Origin of the sequence: Klebsiella sp. 141161, assembly GCF_050600815.1 — a bacterium.
Lineage (GTDB): Bacteria > Pseudomonadota > Gammaproteobacteria > Enterobacterales > Enterobacteriaceae > Klebsiella > Klebsiella aerogenes.
Genome location: NZ_JAQIRN010000001.1, coordinates 240,996 through 261,462, shown reverse-complemented (window position 1 = coordinate 261,462; position 20,467 = coordinate 240,996). Strand labels below are relative to the sequence as shown.

Here is a 20,467-nt window from a genome sequence, read left to right as displayed (position 1 = left end):
GGCGTCGTACTACCGTAAGCAGCAGACGTTAAGGCCTCTGCGTCTGCTGCACCTTGACTGGCAGGATGGTTCCTATGGCGGCATTCTTTCTGCAACAACTGATCAATGGCTTAACGCTTGGCGCGGTATATGGGCTTATCGCCATTGGCTACACCATGGTTTATGGCATCATCGGTATGATTAACTTCGCCCACGGCGAGGTATATATGGTCTCAGCCTACCTGTGCGCTATCGGGCTGGCGCTGCTGGCCTACTTCGGTATTCACTCTTTCCCGCTGCTTATTTTCGGCACGCTGGTGTTTACGATTATCGTCACCGGGGTGTACGGCTGGGCCATCGAACGCATTGCTTATCGGCCGCTACGGAATTCAACGCGTCTGGCGCCGCTGATTTCGGCAATCGGCATGTCGCTGATTTTACAAAACTACGTGCAACTGAGTCAGGGCCCTAATCAACAGGGGATCCCGACGTTGATGCACGGCGTATTGCGGATTACGGTAGGTGATGGCGTGGTGCAAATCACCTGGACCAAAATCTTCATCCTGCTCGCCGCTTTCGTCGGCATGGTGGTGCTGAGCTGGATAATCAACCATACGCAGCTTGGGCGGGTATGCCGAGCGACCCAGCAGGACCGGCGGATGGCGGCCATTCTCGGCATTAACACCGATCGGGTGATCTCGCTGGTATTTATGATTGGCGCGGCCATGGCGGGACTCGCCGGGGTACTGGTGACCATGAATTACGGCACGTTTGATTTTTATATCGGTTTTATTATCGGCATTAAGGCCTTCACCGCCGCGGTACTGGGCGGGATCGGTTCGCTGCCGGGGGCGATGCTTGGCGGCCTGCTGCTGGGCGTCGCCGAGGCGCAGTTCGCCGGGTTAGTAAACTCGGATTATAAGGATGTCTTCTCGTTCGCATTGCTGGTGGCGATTCTGATTTTCCGTCCGCAAGGGCTGTTAGGCCGTCCTGTTGTGGCCAAGGTCTAAGGGGGGCATATGACCGATATTTCCCGTTTAGACGGCATCGACGTCAAGCGCAGCCTTATCGATAGCGTGCTGGCCGGTTTATGCGCGCTGATAGTCTTTGGCCCGATCGTGGGGATCGTGCTGAAGGGGTACAGTTTTACGCTTTCCCCACAGCGTGTCATCGTGCTGGTAGCGGTGGTAATGGTGGGGCGTCTGCTGCTCAGCCTGCTTTTGCAAACCCGCAGGGGAAAGCGGTTTGTCGGACGTTTTGAAGGCAACGACCAGGGGGTATTCGTCCGCCCCCCTGGCTATCGTAGTCGGCTGCGTTTTGTCCTGCCGCTGCTGGCGATCGTGGCTATCGCTTTCCCGTTAATGGCCAGTAAGTATCTGCTCACCGTGGCGATCCTCGGGCTTATCTACGTCCTGCTGGGGCTGGGATTAAACATCGTGGTGGGTCTCGCGGGGTTACTTGATTTGGGGTACGTCGCCTTTTACGCCATTGGCGCCTACGGTCTGGCGCTCGGCTATCAATACCTTGGCCTGGGGTTCTGGGCAATGCTGCCGCTGGGGGCGGTGATGGCGGCGCTGGCGGGGGCGTTATTGGGTTTTCCGGTTTTACGAATGCATGGCGACTACCTGGCTATTGTGACGCTGGGATTCGGCGAAATCATCCGTCTGGTGCTCAACAACTGGGTAAGTTTCACCGGCGGCCCCAACGGCGTTTCGGTGCCGTCGCCAACGCTCTTCGGCCTCGAGTTTGCCCGGCGAGCCAAAGAGGGCGGTACCCCGATTCATGAATTTCTGCATATTGCCTACAACCCCAACCTTAAATTTATTTTTATCTATGCCGTGTTGTTTATCGTGGTACTGATGGTGCTGCTGATAAAGCACCGCCTGACCCGAATGCCGATTGGACGTGCCTGGGAGGCGCTGCGGGAAGATGAAATCGCCTGCCGGGCGATGGGGCTGAATCACGTGCTGGTTAAGCTGTCCGCGTTTATGCTCGGCGCCTCGACGGCCGGCATCGCCGGTGTCTTTTTCGCCACTTATCAGGGCTTCGTGAACCCGACGTCGTTTACCTTTTTCGAGTCGGCGCTGATTCTCGCTATCGTGGTATTAGGCGGCATGGGCTCGACATTAGGTGTTGTGCTGGCGGCTTTCGTGCTGACTGCCACGCCGGAGCTGCTGCGCGGCTTTGACGAATACCGGGTTCTACTCTTTGGCGTGTTGATGGTTCTGATGATGATCTGGCGGCCGCGCGGGCTGGTGCGTACCGGGCGTACCGGGGTGGAAATCCGCAAAGGAGTCGCGCCATGAGCGATGCAATATTGCAGGTCGAGCATCTGATGATGCATTTTGGCGGGATTAAAGCGCTGAATGATGTCAATCTCGAGGTTGAACGCGGATCGATCACCGCCCTGATTGGCCCGAACGGCGCGGGCAAGACCACGGTGTTCAATTGCCTGACCGGATTTTACCGCGCCAGCGGCGGCGCCATTCGTCTTAATGCCCGGCAACGAATGACCGATGTGATTCAGGTTCTCGGGCAGAAACTGCATGCCGATGATTTTTTCCATCCCGCGCGCCTGGGACGGCGGATGTACTACAAAATGTTCGGCGGCGCGCATCTGGTCAACCGCGCCGGGCTGGCGCGTACCTTCCAGAACATCCGCTTGTTTCGCGAAATGACGGTGATTGAAAATCTGATGGTGGCCCAGCATATGCAGGTCAACCGCCATCTGATCGCCGGGATCCTGAATACCCGAGGCTATCGGCAGGCGGAGAACCGCGCATTAGAGCGGGCCTTTTACTGGCTGGAAGTGGTGGAGATGGTCGACTGCGCCAATCGACTGGCGGGAACGCTCTCTTATGGCCAGCAGCGGCGACTGGAGATCGCCCGCGCGATGTGTACCGGGCCGGAAATACTGTGTCTTGACGAACCCGCAGCCGGACTCAATCCGGCGGAAACGCGCGCCCTGAGCCGGATTATTCGTTTTCTGCGAGAACATCATGGCGTCACCATACTGCTGATCGAACATGATATGAGCATGGTGATGGAAATCTCCGATCGTGTGATTGTACTCGACCACGGCGATGTTATTGCTCATGGCACCCCGGCTGAGATCCAATCCAACCTGAGCGTGATCGCCGCATACCTTGGTACCGATGAACAGGAGATCGCCTGATGAGCCAACCGTTGCTGGAATTTCGCGAGGTTAATGTTTTTTACGGGCAAATCCAGGCGCTGAAGTCGGTATCGCTAACGGTCAATGAAGGCGAAACGGTGGCGTTAATCGGCGCTAACGGCGCCGGAAAATCCACGCTGCTGATGTCCATTTTCGGCCAGCCGCGGATTACCGATGGCAGTATTATCTATCGCGGACATGATATTAGCCGCCAGTCGACGCACTATATCGCCACCAACGGTATTGCCCAGGCGCCGGAGGGACGGCGCATTTTTGCCGATATGACGGTGGAAGAGAACCTGCTGATGGGCACTATTCCCATTGGTAATCGTTATCAGAATGAAGATAAAGCGCGGATGTATCAGCTGTTTCCACGGCTGGAAGAGCGTCGCGCGCAGCGGGCGATGACGCTCTCCGGCGGCGAGCAGCAAATGCTGGCGATCGCCCGCGCGCTGATGAGTCGGCCAAAGCTATTACTATTAGATGAACCGAGCCTGGGTCTGGCGCCGCTGGTGGTGAAGCAGATTTTCAGCATCTTGCGCGAGTTGACCGCCCAGGGTATGACGCTGCTACTGGTGGAGCAAAATGCGTACCACGCGCTAAAACTGGCTAACCGCGCGTATGTGCTGGTCAACGGCGAAATACGTCTGAGCGGTAGCGGCGCAGAGTTGCTGGATAACCCGGAAGTCAGAAATGCTTACCTGGGGATGGGTTAAGTTTTCGTCAGTCGTAGGGGGAGAAAACAGGGTGTGAAATCGGTTACACTAACGTCGTGAATGCACATTAAAGTGACCGACTAGATGAAGAAAACGATTTTTTCCTTAGCGCTGGGAACCTTTGGCCTCGGAATGGCGGAGTTTGGCATCATGGGGGTATTGCCGGAAATTGCCCATGATGTCGGTATTACCATCCCCACGGCCGGCAACATGATCTCCTGGTACGCCTTTGGCGTGGTGTTTGGCGCGCCTGTCATGGCGTTGTTTTCCAGCCGTTTTTCGCTGAAATCGGTGATGCTGTTTCTGGTGGCGCTATGTGTGGCAGGCAACGCGTTATTTACCTGCTCCTCAAGTTATCCCATGCTGGCGCTCGGTCGCTTTATTTCAGGTTTTCCTCACGGCGCTTATTTTGGCGTCGGGGCGATTATTTTGTCGAAAATCGCCTCGCCGGGCAGGGTTACCGCGGCGGTCGCCGGGATGATAGCGGGAATGACGGTGGCAAACCTGCTTGGCGTACCGGCTGGCACCTGGCTTGGCCATCAGTTCAGCTGGCGCTATACCTTCACGGCCATCGCGCTATTTGATGTGCTGGTGCTATTGGCGATACTGCGCTGGGTGCCGACGCTATATGACAAATCCGCCTCCCGGCTCAGCGAACAATTCCATTTCCTTAAATCCCCGGCGCCGTGGTTTATTTTCGCCGCCACGATGTTCGGCAATGCCGGCGTTTTTGCCTGGTTTAGCTATATCAAGCCCTTCATGATGAATGTCTCCGGCTTTAGCGAGTCGGCGATGATGTTCATTATGATGCTGGTCGGATTGGGGATGGTTTTAGGTAATCTCTTTAGCGGCAGGATCTCTGGGCGCTACAGTCCGCTGCGTATTGCGGCGATGACCAACGGCGTCATTGTTGCGGCGTTACTGCTCATCTTTGCCTTTGGCATGCAACCGCTGGCTTCGCTGGCGCTGGCGTTTATCTGCTGTGCGGGGCTTTTCGCGCTAGCCGCGCCGCTGCAAATATTACTGCTACAAAATGCCAGAGGCGGCGAAATGCTCGGAGCGGCGGGCGGGCAGATAGCGTTTAACCTCGGTAGCGCGATTGGCGCCTACTGCGGCGGGATGATGATTACCTTTGGCGCGGGTTGGCGTTCGGTTGCGCTGCCGGCGGCAGCGCTGTCGTTTCTGGCGATGAGTTCATTGCTGCTGTATGCGCGATATCAGCGGCGGGTAACGCGTCATCGCGTTACTCAGGCAGAGCAGGCCTGATTAATCTCGCCACGGTTCGCCAAGGGTTAGCATCAGGCGGTTAGCCCAGGCGAAGAATGCCGCCGATTGCAGCAGGTCCAGCTGTTCGACGATATCCAGCCCTTGCTTCTCCAGCGCGCTGAGATGCGCTGGGGTTATCGCGGGCGGGGTAACGGAAAGCGCGGCGGCGGCGTCAATCTCCGCCTGCCAACGCGGCCCTTGACCATCGCTGAGATTTTCCCCAGGCGTCACCGCCAGCAGGGTCTCCACCGCTCGCTCATCTTTTGACAACTGCGCCGCCTTGCGCGCGTGTACCGACGCGCAGTAGATGCAGCCGTTGATTTTGCTTGCCACCGTTGCCGCCAGTTCACGTTCGGCGCGCGGCAACCCCCCCGGCGTATAGAAGATCCCTTTATCGGTTAGCGTGCGCTGTTCAAGCACCGGTTGGTTGCGCGCCAGCAGGCGGAAGTAGGGGGAGTCACTGTGGCCGAACTGCGCCAGTAGCGCCTGCTCGACGGGATTAAATTCAGCGAGCGGCTTATCGGCAATCCACGGTTCCCAGTGTAATTCATCGCGCGTAAAGGCCACCGGCGCAGGTTTACCGCTGGCCGTCCTGGGATGAGTGTGCCAGTAGCCGGCAACCACCGGGGTCTCGGCTTCGGAAATTGATTTACCATTTAACAAACGCAAGCCGCTCAGTAATCGGCTTTGAAAACTGACAAACGCAATAAGCTGTGCCAGCGTCACAATGCCGCGCAGGCTCCAGCCCGCGTCGCTAAGCGTTTGTATCGCCGCTGGCGTCGCTTCCACCGGAGTAAAGGTCAGCAGGCGGGCAAATCCCAGCGCGGCGGCAAGCCGTGGGGTTGTCGGGTCGGCAAGGCCGAAACCGGCGTAATGCGCCGCCAGCGCATCTGCCTGATGAAGTCTGGCCACTTTTGCGGCGATGGCGAAACGTTCCTCGAGCGGAAAATCCTCATCCTGTTGGCTAAATAGCACCTCGTAACTTCCCTGGGCGTGGCGGGTCGCAGCGTCGCGCAACGCGCGGGCCTTGCCCAGCGGTGAATCGGCGGCGATCTCCGCCAGTTCAGCCAAAATATCCTGACTTAAGCTCATAGCGACTCCTTATCTGAATTGCGGGGCAATGTGTTTAGCGATGAGTTCGATAGAACGCAGCGTGTCCTGATGCGATGGCTCCACCGAATGGACCTGAAACGAAATGTCAGTCACGCGGGTTAGCACGCTATCTTTGGCAAGCGATGCAAGCACATGTGGCGCATCGCCAATATGGGCATCAAGCTGGCGAGCATAATCCGTGACGTTGTCACCAATGATCTCATGACCGGCAGCGCGATGGGCTGCCGCCTGTTTACTTAATCCTGGCTCCGCGGTCTGTAGCGCGTACGCCTGGCTGTCGGCAATAAACGCGGTACGGGAGGCCAGAATTCGCGGCGACACGCCGGCAGGCAGCGCGGCGAGGTAGGCATCGATAATCGGGTTCTGAATCGCATCCAGCGGCAGCTCGCTTTGACCTGGCGGGCGCGGCTGCGTGCGCGATAGCATCAACCCATGGCCGGATTTAGCGGCCCGAATAGCGCCTTCAATCGAAAAGGTGGCGATCCAAATTCGCTCCGCCAGCTGCGGCGCGGGCGGATAAAGATGATTGTCAGGATGAGCCAACGTATCGCCGCGCCAGGCGCTTTCAATCAAATGCAGATGATCGGCGAAGACCGCGCCGCGTTGTTCGCAGGCCAGGCCAAAGGGGAGAAAGGAGGTTGGCGTCCCGCCGGAACCAAAACCCACTTCCAGGCGACCATCAGCGAGTAAATCCAACACTGCCGCGTCTTCCGCGACGCGCAGTGGGTTTTCCATCGGCAGTGTAATGATGGCGGTACCGAGACGGATCCGTTGCGTATGGGCCGCCGCGTGGGCAAGAAACACCAGTGGCGACGGTAAACCGCCTTCATTTTCATGGAAATGGTGTTGCGCCACCCAGGCGCTATCAAAGCCCAGCCGTTCCGCGTGGCGGATCTGCTCTGTCGCCAGGCGATAGCGCTCTTGCGGCGTGGCGCGGTCAAGTAGGCGGGTGAAAAATCCGAGGCGTTTAGGCATCATGCAATCTCCGTGCTGGGTGCGTGATAATGAGGAATGGCGGCAAGCAGCTCGCGGGTATAGTCACGCTGCGGCGCGGCGAACAACTGCTTAACCTCGCCTTGTTCGATGACTTGCCCGGCGCGCAGTACCGTCACGCTATGGGCGATGCGGCTTACCGTCGCCAGATCGTGGGTGATGAACAGATAACTCAACCCTAGCTGTTGCTGTAATTGCAGCAACAGGGCGAGAATTTGCGCCTGCACCGTGACATCCAGCGCTGAGGTGGCCTCATCAAGCACCAGAATCGTGGGGGCGAGGATCAACGCCCTGGCGATAGCGACCCGCTGACGCTGGCCGCCGGAGAGCTCGCGAGCGGTTCGGTTGAGTAGCTCCGGCGCCAGCGCGACGCGGGCGGCGACGGACTCTACCCGCTGACGCCGCGCATCTTTGGTCAGGCGCTGAAAATTCTTCAACGGCTCATCGATGATATCGAACAGGGTCTGGCGGGGATCGAGGGAGGCGAAAGGGTTTTGATAAACAAACTGAATTTTGCGCCGCAGCTGGCGCTGGGCCTCGCGGCTCAATTGTCCGCTGGCAATACCATCGATGGTCACCTGTCCGCTATCGGCCTGCTCAAAACCCAGCAAGATGCGGGCGAGGGTGGTTTTTCCTGAACCCGATTCGCCGACCAGCGCATGGGTACTGCCACGCGGTAAAATAAAGCTTACGTTATCCAGCGCCTGGAGATGACTCCCTCCTAACGCAAAGCGTTTTCTCAGGCCTTCAACCCGTATTGCCGGCGTAACAAACGGGCGAATGGCGGTGGTTAAGTGCAGGTTCTGTCCCTGCAGATCGCACAGCAACTGGCGGGTATAGCCGTGCTGCGGGGTGCGAATCACATCACCCGTATTGCCCTGCTCCTGAATTTCACCGTGACGAAAGACTACCAGCCGGTCGGCACGCTGCGCCGCCAGCGCGAGGTCATGAGTGACAAATAGCACCGCGGTGCCGGATTCACGACGCAGATGATCGAGCAGATCGAGGATTCTTTTTTGGACCGTCACGTCGAGCGCGCTGGTGGGTTCGTCGGCAATAATCAAATCCGGCTTCAGGGCGATGGCAATGGCGATCAGCACCCGCTGCTTCATACCACCGGAGAGCTGGTGCGGATACTGGTCGAAACGCTGCTCTGGATGGCTTAAGCCGACTTTTTCCAGCAGGGCGATAACCTGCTGTCGACGCTCGGTTTTACTGCTTTTTTGATGCAGGCGGAGTATTTCGCCGACCTGCGCGCCAATGGTTTGCACCGGGTTCAGCGAGTTGCCGGGATCCTGCGGCACCAGGCTGATTCTGGCCCCGCGCAGGCTATCCAGCCGCTTGCCAGACCAGCGGCTAATCTCTTCACCGTTGAGGCGAACCGCCCCGGCATCGAGGCGGGCGTTTTCCGCCAGCAGGCCGATAATCGCCTGAGCGGTTGTCGTTTTACCCGAACCGGATTCGCCGACGAACGCCAGCATCTCGCCGCGTTTAACCGTAAAACTCACCCGATGAACCACTTCGCGCCACTGCCCGCCCGAGCGGTAGCTGATGGTCAGATTTTCTACGTTAAGCACGTTCATCGGCGATCCCTATTGAGTTGTTGGCTGATACGATTGGCTGCCAGTACCACGGCAATGACCGCGATCCCTGGGAAAGTGGTGAGCCACCAGGCGGTGGAAAGATAGTTACGTCCCTCGGCGATGAGTAATCCCCATTCCGGAACCGGCGGCGGAGTGCCGTAGCCGAGGAAACTCAGGGTTGAGAGGGCGAGAATAGCCTGGCCGAATTGTAGGGTGGCGAAAGCCAGCACCGGCGAAAGCGAGTTAGGCAGAATATGCCGCCAGAATACGGCTAAAAAAGTGCCTCCACTTCCGTAGGCCGCTTCGACATAGTCGCTGTGACGAATGCGGACGACTTCGGCGCGCGACAGACGGGCGAAACTGGCGATAGCGGCAACCCCGACCGCCATGGCGGCGTTCAGGGTGCCAAAACCGAGCAGTATGATTACCGTTAGCGAAAGCAGGAGCGAGGGGATAGCCAGCAGAATATCGACAATCCGCATGACGACCGCTTCGACCCGTCCGCCCAACGCGCCGGCAACGGTGCCCATCGCGGTGCCGACAACCAGTCCCATGGCGACGGCGGCCAGGGCCGCGGAAAGCGAATGCCCAGCGCCGTAGACGATGCGGCTCCACACATCGCGCCCGAGCTGGTCGGTACCCAACCAGTGTCCGGCCTGCGGCGCCAGACGCTGAGCGCCGGCGATGCCGTCGAGCGGATTAAACGCGGTGAACCATTGCGGCGCGCAAGCCATTAGTACCGCAACCGTCATCACCGACCATGCCAGCCACAGCCCCGGCTGGAAGGAAAAACGGCGCCAGTTGACCGGACGGCGTCGCACCGCCGAGGCGTAATCGACCAGACTCATAGCGCACCTCCGCGCAGGGGTTTTAAGCGCGGGTCGAGCATCGGCATCAGCAGATCGACCAGCAGATTGATCGCGACAAAGCCCAGCGCTGAAATCATCACCACGGCCTGAAGAATAGCAATATCCTGATTATTCACCGCCTGTTGCGTCAGTTGGCCGAGCCCGCTGCGGCCAAAAACGGTTTCGGTAATTAAGGCCCCGGCGATCAGTTCTCCCAACAGCAGGCCGGCAATGTTTAATGTCGGCAACAGGGCATTACCGATGACATGCCGCCATAACACCCGCGTTTCGCTCATTCCCTTGGCGCGAGCAACGGCAACGAAGGGTTGTGCGGCGAAATGATCCATGGCGCGTAACAGAATTTGCGCCAGCGGCGCGGAAATCGGTATCGCCACCGCGATAACCGGCAGCACCAGCCCTTGCAGTGGTCCGGGATTGATAACCGGGACCCAGTGCAATTGGAATGAAAAGATCTGGATTAAGGCGATGCCGAGCCAAAAGGTCGGCAGTGAAATAAACAGCACCGGCAACGACTGTAGCAAATTGCTGATACCGCGTAGCCCCGGCAAACGCGAAGCGATAGCGATCGCAAAGGCCAGCAGAACCGCCAGCGCAAAGGCCGGCAACGCCAGCGCCAGCGTGTCGGGTAAATTGCTGGCAATCAGGGAACTGACAGGCAGTCCCGCCTGCAGTGAATAGCCGAAATCCCCCCGCAGCATGGCCAATAAAGTGTGGAAATATTGCCGCCACAGCGGACTGTCAGCACCATAGGCCACGCGCATTTCGGCGATCTGTTGCGGACTCAGCCCCAGGTCGGGGTTCTGAAACTTAATCAAAATCGCGTCGCCGGGCAGGACCTGCAGCAGAAAAAAGGTCAGAGTGAAGGCCGCCCACAGCACCAGCACGCCTTGTGCCAACCGTCGCCAAAGATAGTGGCTCATGGCGCCCCCTTAGTGTTTATCCAGCCATGCGCCGTAAAACGACGGACGGCCCACGGCTTCAAAACGTACGCCTTTTACCCATGGCGCGCCGGCAAAGACCTGCGGTTCTTCAAAGATAGGAATGACGTAGGCGTTATCCAGCAGATAACGCTGCGCATCGTCAGTTAACTGCAGACGCTTTTGCGCATCCACTTCGGCAGAGATTGCGGTTAACAGGGCATTGAGCTTATCGTCACGGAAGGTTTTTACTTTGTCGCTCGAACCGCCCTGTTGCAGTAGGGCATCGCGGTTGGCGGGGAAGAACATACTCTTCACCACATCCGGGTCGGCGCGGCCGACTTCAGACACGGTCAATGGCGTTTTCAGCGGGTCGAGATTATCCAGTACCCGGCTGCCGGCGTCGCCGGCTTTCACGCTTAAGGCCACGCCAACCTGACGCCATTGCTGCGCGACCAGCTGTAGCACCTCTTTGTTCTGCGGCTGCGGCAGGGATTCATAGACGGTTAGCGCCAGCCGTTGTCCCGCTTTTTGTCGGATACCATCCGCGCCCGCTGTCCAGCCCGCCTCATCCAGCAGCTGTTTAGCTTTCTGCTGATCGAAGGCCAGTTTGTCGCTCAAATCGACGTATCCCGCCGCGGTGCGGGCGATAACGGAACTTGCCTGCGGATAGTTTGGCGAGAAAAGGGTCTCAACAATCTGTTTGGCGTTGGTCGCATGCAGTAATGCCTGGCGTACTCGCTGGTCGGCAACCAGCGGGTTATCCGGACGGAAGCTCAGGCTATCGTTAACGCCGCGCGTCGGCGCGGCATAAATATTAAAGCCCTGGTCGGTTGCCTGTTTTTCATCATAGGCCTGCACCTGGCGAATAAATCCGGCCTGTCCCGCCAGCAGCGCGCCAATACGTACGCTATCTTCCGGCGTTACGATATAGGTAATGCCGTCGAGGTTCGCCGGGCCTTGCTGAGCAAGATTTTTCGGCCCCCATTGATAATCTTTACGCGCCACCAGCGTTAATTCGCGCCCCGGTTTTTCATCTTTTACCGTAAAGGGGCCTGAACCGATGATATTGCGGGCATCGCCCAGCGCCTCAAAGCTCCGCGCCAGGGTGCTGAGGGAAACCAGCCCGGAGCCAATCGTTGCGGTCCCTTGCAGGAATCCCGGTGAGGGCTTTTTGAAATAGAATTTGACGGTCAACGGATCGATGACTTCACTACGATCGTAATTGTTGATCACTTCGGAAACCGGCAGGCGCAGTGCTTTATTGCCCAAACCGTAGGTATCAAAATTCTTTGCGACCGCATTGGCATCGAGCGGGGTACCGTCAGAGAAGGTGACCCCAGGCCGCAGCTTAAAGGTATATTCGGTCTTCTCGTCGTTGCTACTCCAGCTTTCGGCGATCCACGGCTCGATAGCTAGCGTTTCCGGGTTCTGCCAGGTCAGCTTGTCGGTTATCTGATTGAGGATCCCGCCGTTAGGGTAAAAACCGCCTGCCGGCGGATAGAGATTGGTGTGCGGCTGTTGTTCCAGATAAATTAAGGTGCCGCCTTTGATCGGCGTTTGCGCAGCCGAAACCGAAAACGCGCCTGCGATAAAAAGGGCTGCAAGCGTAGGCAGGCGAAAGCGATTTTGCATGGTGAATTCCTTTGTTATCTATTGTCTTGCCATCATCGGGCGCGACGGAATACAAAGGAACCAACGATTTGCGCTAAGCATTTGCGAAATCTGACTATTCCCAAGATGCGGGAATAGTCAGCAGGTTAGACTTTTTCGTCTGGCAGAGTCAGACAGAATTAACGGCGGAAATCGATAACCATGCGGCCGCGGATTTGCCCCTGTTCCATCTCCTTAAAGATGGCGTTGATATCACCAAGCGGTCGCAGAGTGACTTTCGGCACCACTTTGCCTTCGGCGGCAAACTGGAAGGCTTCAATCAGATCCTGACGGGTACCTACCAGCGAACCTACTACTTCAATTCCGTCCAGCACCAGGCGCGGAATATCGAGGCTCATCGCTTCTGGCGGTAGGCCAACGGCGACGACGCGGCCGCCGGCGCGAACCGCATCCACGGCGGAGTTAAATGCCGCTTTAGCAACGGCGGTAACCACGGCCGCGTGGGCGCCGCCGGTTTTCTCCTGAATGATTTTGGCGGCGTCTTCGTTGCGGGAATTAACCGTCAGATCGGCGCCCATCGAGGCGGCAAGCTCCAGCTGCCCGTCGTTGACGTCAACGGCGATCACTTTGGCATTAAAGACGTTTTTGGCATATTGCAGCGCCAGGTTACCCAGGCCGCCGAGGCCATAAATGGCAATCCACTGGCCGGGTTTGATATGCGAGACCTTCACCGCTTTATAAGTGGTAACGCCGGCGCAGGTGATGCTGCTGGCGGCGGCTGAATCCAGCCCATCCGGTACTTTGACCGCGTAATCAGCGGTGACGATGCACTCTTCGGCCATCCCGCCATCGACGGTATAACCGGCATTTTTCACCGAGCGGCACAGGGTTTCGTTGCCGCTGTTACAGTATTCGCAGTGGCCGCAGCCTTCGAAGAACCAGGCCACGCTGGCGCGATCGCCCGGCTTCAGCGACGTCACGCCAGGGCCGACTTTTTCCACGATGCCGATGCCCTCATGGCCAAGAATGACGCCGGTTTTATCGCCGAAATCGCCGTTTTTCACGTGCAGGTCAGTGTGGCAGACCCCGCAGCATTCCATTTTCAGCAGCGCTTCGCCATGCTCCAGCGGGCGTAACTTTTTATCGGTTACATCAATCTGGTGGTCGTGGGTGACTACAGCAGCTTTCATGCGTTTCTCCTTGTTAATGATACGAAGGTGCTAGCAGCGAAAATAATACTCATTAAGGATTAGATCTTATGTCGCTAATTACAAGCGGTATGGTTGGGAATGGGGGGATTTGCCGCATATTTGGCACAATATTCATCCGTTTATACCAATTTTAGGGGGTTTGATCGGCATTGCTCTGCGTGCGTCAGATTTATTGACAGGGGGGAGTGAATGATGGTTGTATTGTGCAACTATCTTTATTCATGGATATCACCATGCCTGACACTTTACTTATCAATCAAATTCGTTCCGCATCACGATTGATGGTGCGCGAGCTCGGTTTTATGAACAGCACGCTGGCGGCGACCGACTATTCGCCTTCCGCGGTGCATGCGCTGCTGGAGATTTCTACTCATGGCGCGATGACCGCCGCGCAACTTGTGCAGGTATTGGGGCTGGACAAATCGAGCGTCAGCCGCATGCTTTCGCGCCTGCAGGCCGCTAACGAGATAGAGGAAAATGGTTGTGTTGATGACGGGCGTTTTAAACAACTGTCATTGACAACCAAAGGGCAGGTGACGGTCACCCGCATTCATGAGTACGGCGCCATGCGGGTGATTGAGGCGCTGGCGCATTTGGATAGCGCACAGCAGCAGATCGTTGCCGAGGGGTTGACGGCCTATTCGTGGGCGCTTGAGCGCTGTCGTCAGCAGCCGGTTACGAGCAGACCAAACGACATCACGATAGTTACCGGCTATCAGCCGGGAATGATTGGCCGCATTGCGCAAATGCACGGTGAGTATTATGCCCATCATTACGGTTTTGGCCATTTTTTTGAAGGTAAAGTCGCCAGCGGTCTGGCTGAGTTTTCTGGCCGTCTGAACAACCAACGTAACCAGATTTGGCTGGCGGTCAAAAATGGCGTCGTCGTCGGCTCTGTCGCCATTGATGGCGAAGATCTTGGTAATAATGAAGCGCATCTGCGCTGGTTTATTCTCGGCGATGGCTGTCGGGGCAGCGGCGTGGGGCGGCGCTTGCTGACTGAAGCCATTAACTTTTGTGATAATCAGCGCTTCGATACGGTTCAGCTATGGACATTTAGCGGCTTGCAGGCGGCGCGTAAATTATATGAATCCTTTGGGTTTACGCTGAGTAAAGAGTGGCAGGGCGATCAATGGGGGAAGACCATGCTTGAGCAGCAGTTTACCCGCCGCTAAAGCTGTTATGCCACCGGGGCGCTGACGCTCCGGTGGCATAGGCATTTAACTCAACTGTATATTTATCTCCTCAATCTCCTGACGCCACTGCGCCTGTAGCTGCGGCTTCTGATGTTTCGGTTTGCGCTGCAGGTCGTCCGCCAACAATTGCTCCAGCATCACCAGACGTTCCAGCAAATCCTCTTGCAGCTCGTCGACGGGCGGCGCCTGCGGCGGCGTTTGCGTCGCCGGGCTCGGAAGGCGCTCGTAGCCGCGCAGACGGGCGTACACCTCGTCGACGTCGTGCCACTCGCTTAACCCGTCTTCATCAATTAGCCAGAAGCGGTTACAGCTCTGGCTGATGAGCTGTCGATCGTGGCTAACCAGCAAAAGGCCGCCGGGATAATCCCGCAACGTCGCCGCCAGCGCCTCTTTACCCTCCATATCCAGATGGTTGGTGGGTTCATCGAGCAGCAGCAGGCTATAGCTCGCCAGCGACAGGCCGACAAATAGCAGCCGAGAACGTTCGCCGCCGCTGAGAGTGCTGACCTTCTGTCCGTGTCGCGCCCAGCCGAAGCCGGCGGAAATCAGCGCGCGCTTGCGCGTTTCCGGCGAAGGCTCAAAGGGCTCCAGCGCCTCCAGCAGGCTGGCCTCATCCGCCAGTTGATGCAGGGTTTGATCGTAATAACCCGCATGGAGCCGCGGATGTAAACGCAGGCCGGCTTCGCTAGCCGGTTGCTGCATTTGCCGCCATAACAGGCGCAGCAGCGACGATTTCCCGCCGCCGTTGCGACCCATTATCGCTACCCGGTCGCCGCTTTGCAGCCGCGCCACACCGGTGGTGAACAGGGCGGGAAGACCCGGCGCCGGCGGCACGGGGAGATTTTCCATCTCCAGCAGGCGATCGGCGCGAACGGCGTCGCCATGCACCTCCAGACGCCACGGCGTGCCGGCGGTGAGCTCCGTCTGGCTATCCTTCAAGCGTGAAACCTGTTTTTCCATCTGCTTGGCTTTACGCGCCAGATCTTCGTTATCGTAAACCCGGCCCCAGATGGCCAGCCGTTTGGCGCTGGCAGCGACGCGGTCGATCTCCTTTTGTTCCGCTTTGTGGCGCAGAGCATCGCTTGCATCTTGCTCCTGCAGCGCCCGACGGGCGGCGCTGCAGGGGAGTGAGAAAGCGTGCAGCGTTTTATCGCGTAAAATCCAACTGGTATTAGTTACAGCATCCAGTAAGAGGTTATCGTGCGACACCACCACGAAGCTCCCCTGCCAGGTTTGCAAGAAGCTTTCCAGCCACAGCAGGGTCGGCAGATCGAGATGGTTGCCAGGCTCATCCAGTAACAGCAAATCGGGTTGTTGGATCAACGCGCGGGCGAGCAACAGACGGGTATGTTGCCCGCCGCTCAGGGTGGCGGCTTGCTGTTGGGTCTGTTGAACGGTAAAACCCATTTCAGCGAGCAGCCGCTCCGCTTGCCAGCGCAGCGAATCCCGTTCGCCAGGCGCCAGTTTTTCCAGTACCACCTGCAATAGCGGTTGGCTGAGTAGGGCGTCAGGCAGATGTTGTTCCACGCGCGCCAGCAGGCAGTGATTAGCCCGCGATACGCTGCCTGAATTCGGCGTGAGAGTGCCGTCCAGCACCTGTAATAGCGTGCTTTTCCCGCAACCGTTATAGCCGATAAGGCCAATGCGGTCGCCTTTTTTCAGGGTAAAGGAGAGGTCGTTGAAAAGTGGGCCAAAGGCCGTATCAACGTGGAGAGATTGTGCGCTTAAAAGTGTGCTCATTGTGAACTTACTCAAGAGTTACAGGCATGAGAATGCCTCGTCAAACATCGCTGACGATAACCCGGTAAGCCCGAGGAAGGGATTTAGACGTTGGCTTCTTCGCTCAAGCTAAAGTTATCGCAGCACGATACCGATAACGCTTGAGCTGGTGCGATCGCCAAATGTATGTGAAACATTAAACAGTTCACAGTACAGCATGGGGATCCTCCTTATTTTTTCAGTAGGTTGATGGATGCAGGGAGTGTAGTGGCTAAATTGTCTTTTGACCAGATACCAGCATTGAGGATCGCGCCGCCGGTCTCATCGGCGGCGGGTATGACGGTTAGGCCGGGGCCACGGTGAGAAGTAGGTTGGCAAAACGACGCTGTTCGCCGGAAGCAATGACCAGTTGGGTCAATGGCAACCGGGACTTTGCGTAGAAAGCTTCGCGTTCGACATATTCAAGCGGGCAGTTTGTCGGTAGAAGTTCCCGGTATTCACTGGCGATGGTGTTAGTGAATTCCGCTGGCGATGCCATCAGCGTCGCGTGTTCGACATTAACGCAGGTAAGCAGTTTTTCGACGATATAAGTTGCCGGAACCATGCCTGGCGCGAGGTTGAGCTGAATCAACGTGGCATCGGCATTGGCATTAACGCGACAGGCAAAATTGCTATCCGCGATGAGAATTTGTGATTTATGGCCGCAGCACGCCAGAGCAGCCAGCAATTGTGGATGGATAATTTCGAATTTGATCATCAGGAACTCCCTGGCGGGCGGCGATTTCTGGCCGCCCGGTTTGCATTACATGCGATAAATTCCGCCGTTAATGTCGATAGTGGCGCCGGAGATAAATCCGTCATACTCGCCGGCAAGGAAAGTGATAGCGCGGGCGACGTCATCGGGCGTTCCCGCGCGCTTAAGCGGAATTTGCCGGATGGTTTCGTCAGCCGAAGCCTGTGTGGTGTGGCGGTTATGAAAACGGGTGCCGAGGATAAGTCCTGGCGCAACCGCATTGACGCGCACGCCGTGCTCGCCCAACTCAGCCGCCAGCGAGCGTGTCCAGGTCAGAATGGCCCCTTTTGTGGTTGAATAGGCGAGAGAACCGGCATGCCCCCCGGAGCGGCCCGCCAGCGAGGCGAGGTTAATAATGCTGGCGCCATCCGTTGCCGATTTAAGCCAGGGAAGCGCCGCCTGGGTGACGTTAAGCATGGTGGTCATATTGACGTCTAACACCGTTTGCCAGAACTGACGATCAATTTCGCCAAGCCACTTACGCCCGACGATCCCGCCAACGTTATTCACCAGGATGTCGATACCGCCGAGGAATTCCGCGGCGGCCTGCACGCAGGCGGTCGCGTCCTCAGTGTCAATCAAATCCGCATAGCGCCAGGCCGCTTTTTGCCCTCGCGCGCTGGCGATAGCCGCCAATTTTTGCGGGCCTTCTTCTCCGCTGTGATAGTGCAAAAAGACATCGCATCCCGCCAGAATCAGTTCTTCCGCCGTAGCCCAGCCGATACCTTGTTCAGAGCCGGTGATAAATGCTTTTTTTCCAATAAGAGTTCCCATGATGTTTCCTTAAATTTTCAGGATTGAATGACGCCTTCGCGCTGTCTGGCGCAGTAGAAAATGCAAATCAGGCCGGTGATCAGCAGGCACATAGCGAGGAATATCAGGCCCGGCGTGCTGCTGTGGCTTAAATCGTTAAGGAGGCCGACCACGTAGGGAGCGACGAAGCCGCCCAGGTTGCCGATGCAGCTCACCACGGCGAGACCCGCGGCCGTCGCTGCGCCTGCCGAGACGTTGGCAGGCATCGATAAGAAACACGGTACCGCGGTATAGATACCAATGGCGGCAATGGTCAGGAATGAGAGTGAAATCGCGACGTTGAACTTAAAGAACACCACCGCGCCGGCGAGTCCTAATGCGGCGACGACCATACTGATACCGGCAAAAACGGCGATTTTTCGCGTTTTACTGGCCAGCATACTCCATGGATAAACCAGTAGCGCCGCCAGGCCGTAGGGGATGAGGGCAATCAGGCTAACGCGCAGAATATCATCGCCGGAAATGGCGGTAATAATCGACGGTAGCCACATCCCGAAGCCGTAAATTCCGCAAACCATCCCGAAGTTCAGCAGCGCATAAAGCAGATATTTGGGATTTTTAATACCGCTGGCAAACTCAGCCAGCGAGACTTTGCTACCTGATTTTGAACGGTTTGTACTACTCATTAACCACGCCTTTTCTTCAGCGTTGAGATAGCCGACTTCTTGCGGTGAATTCTTAATAATAAAAGGGATGAACAGGCCGATAACGATCGGCGGAATACCTTCGAGGATAAATAACCACTGCCAGGATTCAAGGCTAAACCAGCCGTTATCGATATGCAGAATTAAGCCTGAAATCGGTGAGCCGACGGCATTGGATAGCGGCTGAACAATAATGAACATGCCGAGAATTTTGGTCCGCCAGGCGGGCGGAAAAAAGATCGTGAAGTAGTACACCACCGAAGGGAAGAAACCGGCTTCGCACACGCCGAGCATAAAACGACAGATATAGAGTTCGGTCGGCGTTCTGACGAAACCCATCAAAGTGGCAAAGATTCCCCAAGTTATCAGAATACGCGCAAACCACAGCCGCGGACCGAACTTAATCGTGCCGGCGTTGCTGGGGATTTCAAACATAAAATAACCGATGAAAAATATTCCCGAAGCAAAGCCAAAGGCGGTGGCCGTCAGGCCAAGGCTATCTTCCAGCGCCATTGCGGCGTAGGCCATATTATTACGATCAAGAAAAGCCAGAAAATAAAGCAATATCATTAATGGAACAATGTGCCATGTCAATTTCTTAATGGCGCTCTTTTCTATATCTTGCGCAGATTGTAGGTTCATCATTATTTCCGGTTATACTCGTTAAAGTACAAAAGAATGGGATAGGAATCCCGACATTAATATGCGTTTTGAATGTGATGGGGTGTAAGCCTCCCTGCAGATAATAAATATTATCTGCATCATGCTATTTTTATAAAAACAACTATGGTTGCTTTATTTTTACCGACTGGCGCTGAATAACTTCCGGAGCAAAGATAAATTCGTCGGTTTGTAATCCCGGCTCAGCAATTCTCTGGACGAGCCGCTCAACCATCATCGACGCCATTGCCGAAAGCGGGGCCATTACCGAAGTGAGGCCCGGTGACGATAACGCCGACAGGGAGATATTATCGATGCCAATCACCGAAATATCTTGCGCTATTTTCAGGCCCTGCGCGCGTAGCCCAACCATCAGACCGATGGCTAGAGCATCGTTAATCGCTACTACGCCATCCACTCGCGGCGTTAGGGCGCTAATTTTTTGCGCCAGGCTTACGCCCAGTTCGAACATTTCGGCGTCCCCGAACTCCCGATTGCCTTTGCCTTCTATCACCACGCCCCTGGCCGCTGTATCACTTTGGGCAAGCGCGGACTGAAAGCCGAGGATTTTATGGCTGCGTCCCAGCGTTAACCCGCTTTCGGTGGCGAAGACGATATTACGGCAACCGTTGTCCAGCAGATGTTGCGCCGCCAGACGTCCCGCTTCAACGTTGTCCATTGAGACACTATCGAAGTAGCGTGCCCGAGGCGGGACGCTTTCGGCCAACCGGTTATCATAGCTAATAATGGTCATGCCTTGTTCCGCTGCGCGCACAAAGTGGGTTTTGCGTACGTCGCTGGCGGCGACAATCAACCCGCGTACGCCGTGGGAGAACATATCCGCGATAAAGGCTGACTCCTCGGCGGCATCGCGGCAGCAAATGCCTAATAACAGCCGGTGGCGAAACGCGCGTGCCGCAGTATCCAGTTCATGTGCCAGCGCTGAAAAGCTGGGATTGACGATAGACGGTACCATCAGGCCGAGCATTTTGGTTGCTGAGTCGGCGACCGGCGGGGCGCAACGCGCAGGGCGGTAATTTAGCTCAGCCATCGTTTTGACTATCCGCTGTCGGGTCTCTTCGCGCATCTGTTGCGTGCGATTATTAAGTACGTTGGACACGCTACTAATTGAAACTCCGGCCCGCCGGGCGACATCACGAATATTCGCCATACCAAAACCTTCTCTTTTTGCTGCGCGCTTATTTC

General features: G+C 56.7%; 18 protein-coding genes. 6 read left to right on the top strand and 12 right to left on the bottom strand.

Annotated features, from left to right (window positions below; all coding sequences use genetic code 11):
- The first annotated feature begins 74 nt into the window (after positions 1-74).
- From PGR79_RS01305 to araJ, 5 genes are all read left to right on the top strand, one after another.
- Positions 75-989 carry an ABC transporter permease subunit gene (locus tag PGR79_RS01305; RefSeq protein WP_032711708.1) on the top strand — a complete coding sequence of 305 codons (915 nt, stop codon included), beginning with the start codon at positions 75-77 and terminating at the stop codon, positions 987-989.
- 9 nt (positions 990-998) lie between these two features.
- The gene (livM, locus tag PGR79_RS01300) at positions 999-2,285 is read left to right on the top strand and encodes a high-affinity branched-chain amino acid ABC transporter permease LivM (protein ID WP_430920900.1); all 1,287 of its coding nucleotides are present in this window, start codon (positions 999-1,001) and stop codon (positions 2,283-2,285) included.
- A complete protein-coding gene (locus tag PGR79_RS01295) occupies positions 2,282-3,154 on the top strand; it encodes an ABC transporter ATP-binding protein (protein WP_213316135.1) in 873 nt (290 codons plus the stop codon). The genes livM and PGR79_RS01295 overlap by 4 nt, the downstream gene beginning before the upstream one ends.
- The gene (locus PGR79_RS01290) at positions 3,154-3,870 is read left to right on the top strand and encodes an ABC transporter ATP-binding protein (RefSeq protein ID WP_087859587.1); all 717 of its coding nucleotides are present in this window, start codon (positions 3,154-3,156) and stop codon (positions 3,868-3,870) included. Before PGR79_RS01295 ends, PGR79_RS01290 begins: the two co-directional genes overlap by 1 nt.
- A gap of 84 nt (positions 3,871-3,954) precedes the next feature.
- Positions 3,955-5,136 (top strand): MFS transporter AraJ, encoded by a 1,182-nt coding sequence (gene araJ / locus PGR79_RS01285; RefSeq protein WP_316423968.1) that lies wholly within the window; start codon positions 3,955-3,957, stop codon positions 5,134-5,136.
- Here the strand turns inward: araJ and PGR79_RS01280 are convergent, their stop codons facing one another.
- The 7 genes from PGR79_RS01280 to adhP all read right to left on the bottom strand — a co-directional run bounded on the left by PGR79_RS01280 (position 5,137) and on the right by adhP (position 13,415).
- Positions 5,137-6,228 (bottom strand): alkylhydroperoxidase domain protein, encoded by a 1,092-nt coding sequence (locus tag PGR79_RS01280; RefSeq protein WP_316423967.1) that lies wholly within the window; start codon positions 6,226-6,228, stop codon positions 5,137-5,139.
- Positions 6,229-6,237: 9 nt separating this feature from the next.
- Complete coding sequence (locus PGR79_RS01275; RefSeq protein WP_183269077.1) at positions 6,238-7,224, bottom strand: putative FMN-dependent luciferase-like monooxygenase; 987 nt, start codon at positions 7,222-7,224, stop codon at positions 6,238-6,240.
- Positions 7,224-8,825, bottom strand: a complete 1,602-nt coding sequence (locus PGR79_RS01270; protein ID WP_430920897.1) for a dipeptide ABC transporter ATP-binding protein — start codon at positions 8,823-8,825, stop codon at positions 7,224-7,226. The genes PGR79_RS01275 and PGR79_RS01270 overlap by 1 nt, the downstream gene beginning before the upstream one ends.
- Positions 8,822-9,673 (bottom strand): ABC transporter permease, encoded by an 852-nt coding sequence (locus PGR79_RS01265; RefSeq protein WP_430920895.1) that lies wholly within the window; start codon positions 9,671-9,673, stop codon positions 8,822-8,824. The genes PGR79_RS01270 and PGR79_RS01265 overlap by 4 nt, the downstream gene beginning before the upstream one ends.
- On the bottom strand, positions 9,670-10,614 hold the full coding sequence (locus PGR79_RS01260; RefSeq protein ID WP_430920893.1) for an ABC transporter permease: 945 nt from the start codon (positions 10,612-10,614) through the stop codon (positions 9,670-9,672). The genes PGR79_RS01265 and PGR79_RS01260 overlap by 4 nt, the downstream gene beginning before the upstream one ends.
- 9 nt (positions 10,615-10,623) lie before the next feature.
- Complete coding sequence (locus PGR79_RS01255; RefSeq protein WP_430920891.1) at positions 10,624-12,246, bottom strand: TIGR04028 family ABC transporter substrate-binding protein; 1,623 nt, start codon at positions 12,244-12,246, stop codon at positions 10,624-10,626.
- Positions 12,247-12,404: 158 nt separating this feature from the next.
- Positions 12,405-13,415 carry an alcohol dehydrogenase AdhP gene (gene adhP, locus PGR79_RS01250; RefSeq protein WP_015366486.1) on the bottom strand — a complete coding sequence of 337 codons (1,011 nt, stop codon included), beginning with the start codon at positions 13,413-13,415 and terminating at the stop codon, positions 12,405-12,407.
- Between the two features lie 254 nt (positions 13,416-13,669).
- On the opposite strand from adhP, the gene PGR79_RS01245 reads away from it, so the two are divergent.
- Positions 13,670-14,611, top strand: coding sequence for a bifunctional helix-turn-helix transcriptional regulator/GNAT family N-acetyltransferase (locus tag PGR79_RS01245; RefSeq protein ID WP_430920889.1), 942 nt, complete (start codon positions 13,670-13,672; stop codon positions 14,609-14,611).
- A gap of 45 nt (positions 14,612-14,656) precedes the next feature.
- Here PGR79_RS01245 and PGR79_RS01240 read toward each other — a convergent pair whose 3' ends face one another.
- The 5 genes from PGR79_RS01240 to PGR79_RS01220 all read right to left on the bottom strand — a co-directional run bounded on the left by PGR79_RS01240 (position 14,657) and on the right by PGR79_RS01220 (position 20,432).
- Positions 14,657-16,372 (bottom strand): ABC-F family ATP-binding cassette domain-containing protein, encoded by a 1,716-nt coding sequence (locus PGR79_RS01240; protein ID WP_430920887.1) that lies wholly within the window; start codon positions 16,370-16,372, stop codon positions 14,657-14,659.
- A gap of 322 nt (positions 16,373-16,694) precedes the next feature.
- On the bottom strand, positions 16,695-17,108 hold the full coding sequence (locus PGR79_RS01235; RefSeq protein WP_045360957.1) for an RbsD/FucU domain-containing protein: 414 nt from the start codon (positions 17,106-17,108) through the stop codon (positions 16,695-16,697).
- Positions 17,109-17,153: 45 nt separating this feature from the next.
- Entirely contained in the window at positions 17,154-17,918 is a 765-nt protein-coding gene (locus PGR79_RS01230; RefSeq protein WP_430920885.1) for an SDR family NAD(P)-dependent oxidoreductase, read from the bottom strand.
- A gap of 17 nt (positions 17,919-17,935) precedes the next feature.
- Positions 17,936-19,243, bottom strand: coding sequence for an MFS transporter (locus PGR79_RS01225; RefSeq protein ID WP_430920883.1), 1,308 nt, complete (start codon positions 19,241-19,243; stop codon positions 17,936-17,938).
- Between the two features lie 142 nt (positions 19,244-19,385).
- On the bottom strand, positions 19,386-20,432 hold the full coding sequence (locus tag PGR79_RS01220; RefSeq protein ID WP_213316127.1) for a LacI family DNA-binding transcriptional regulator: 1,047 nt from the start codon (positions 20,430-20,432) through the stop codon (positions 19,386-19,388).
- Between the last annotated feature and the right edge of the window lie 35 nt (positions 20,433-20,467).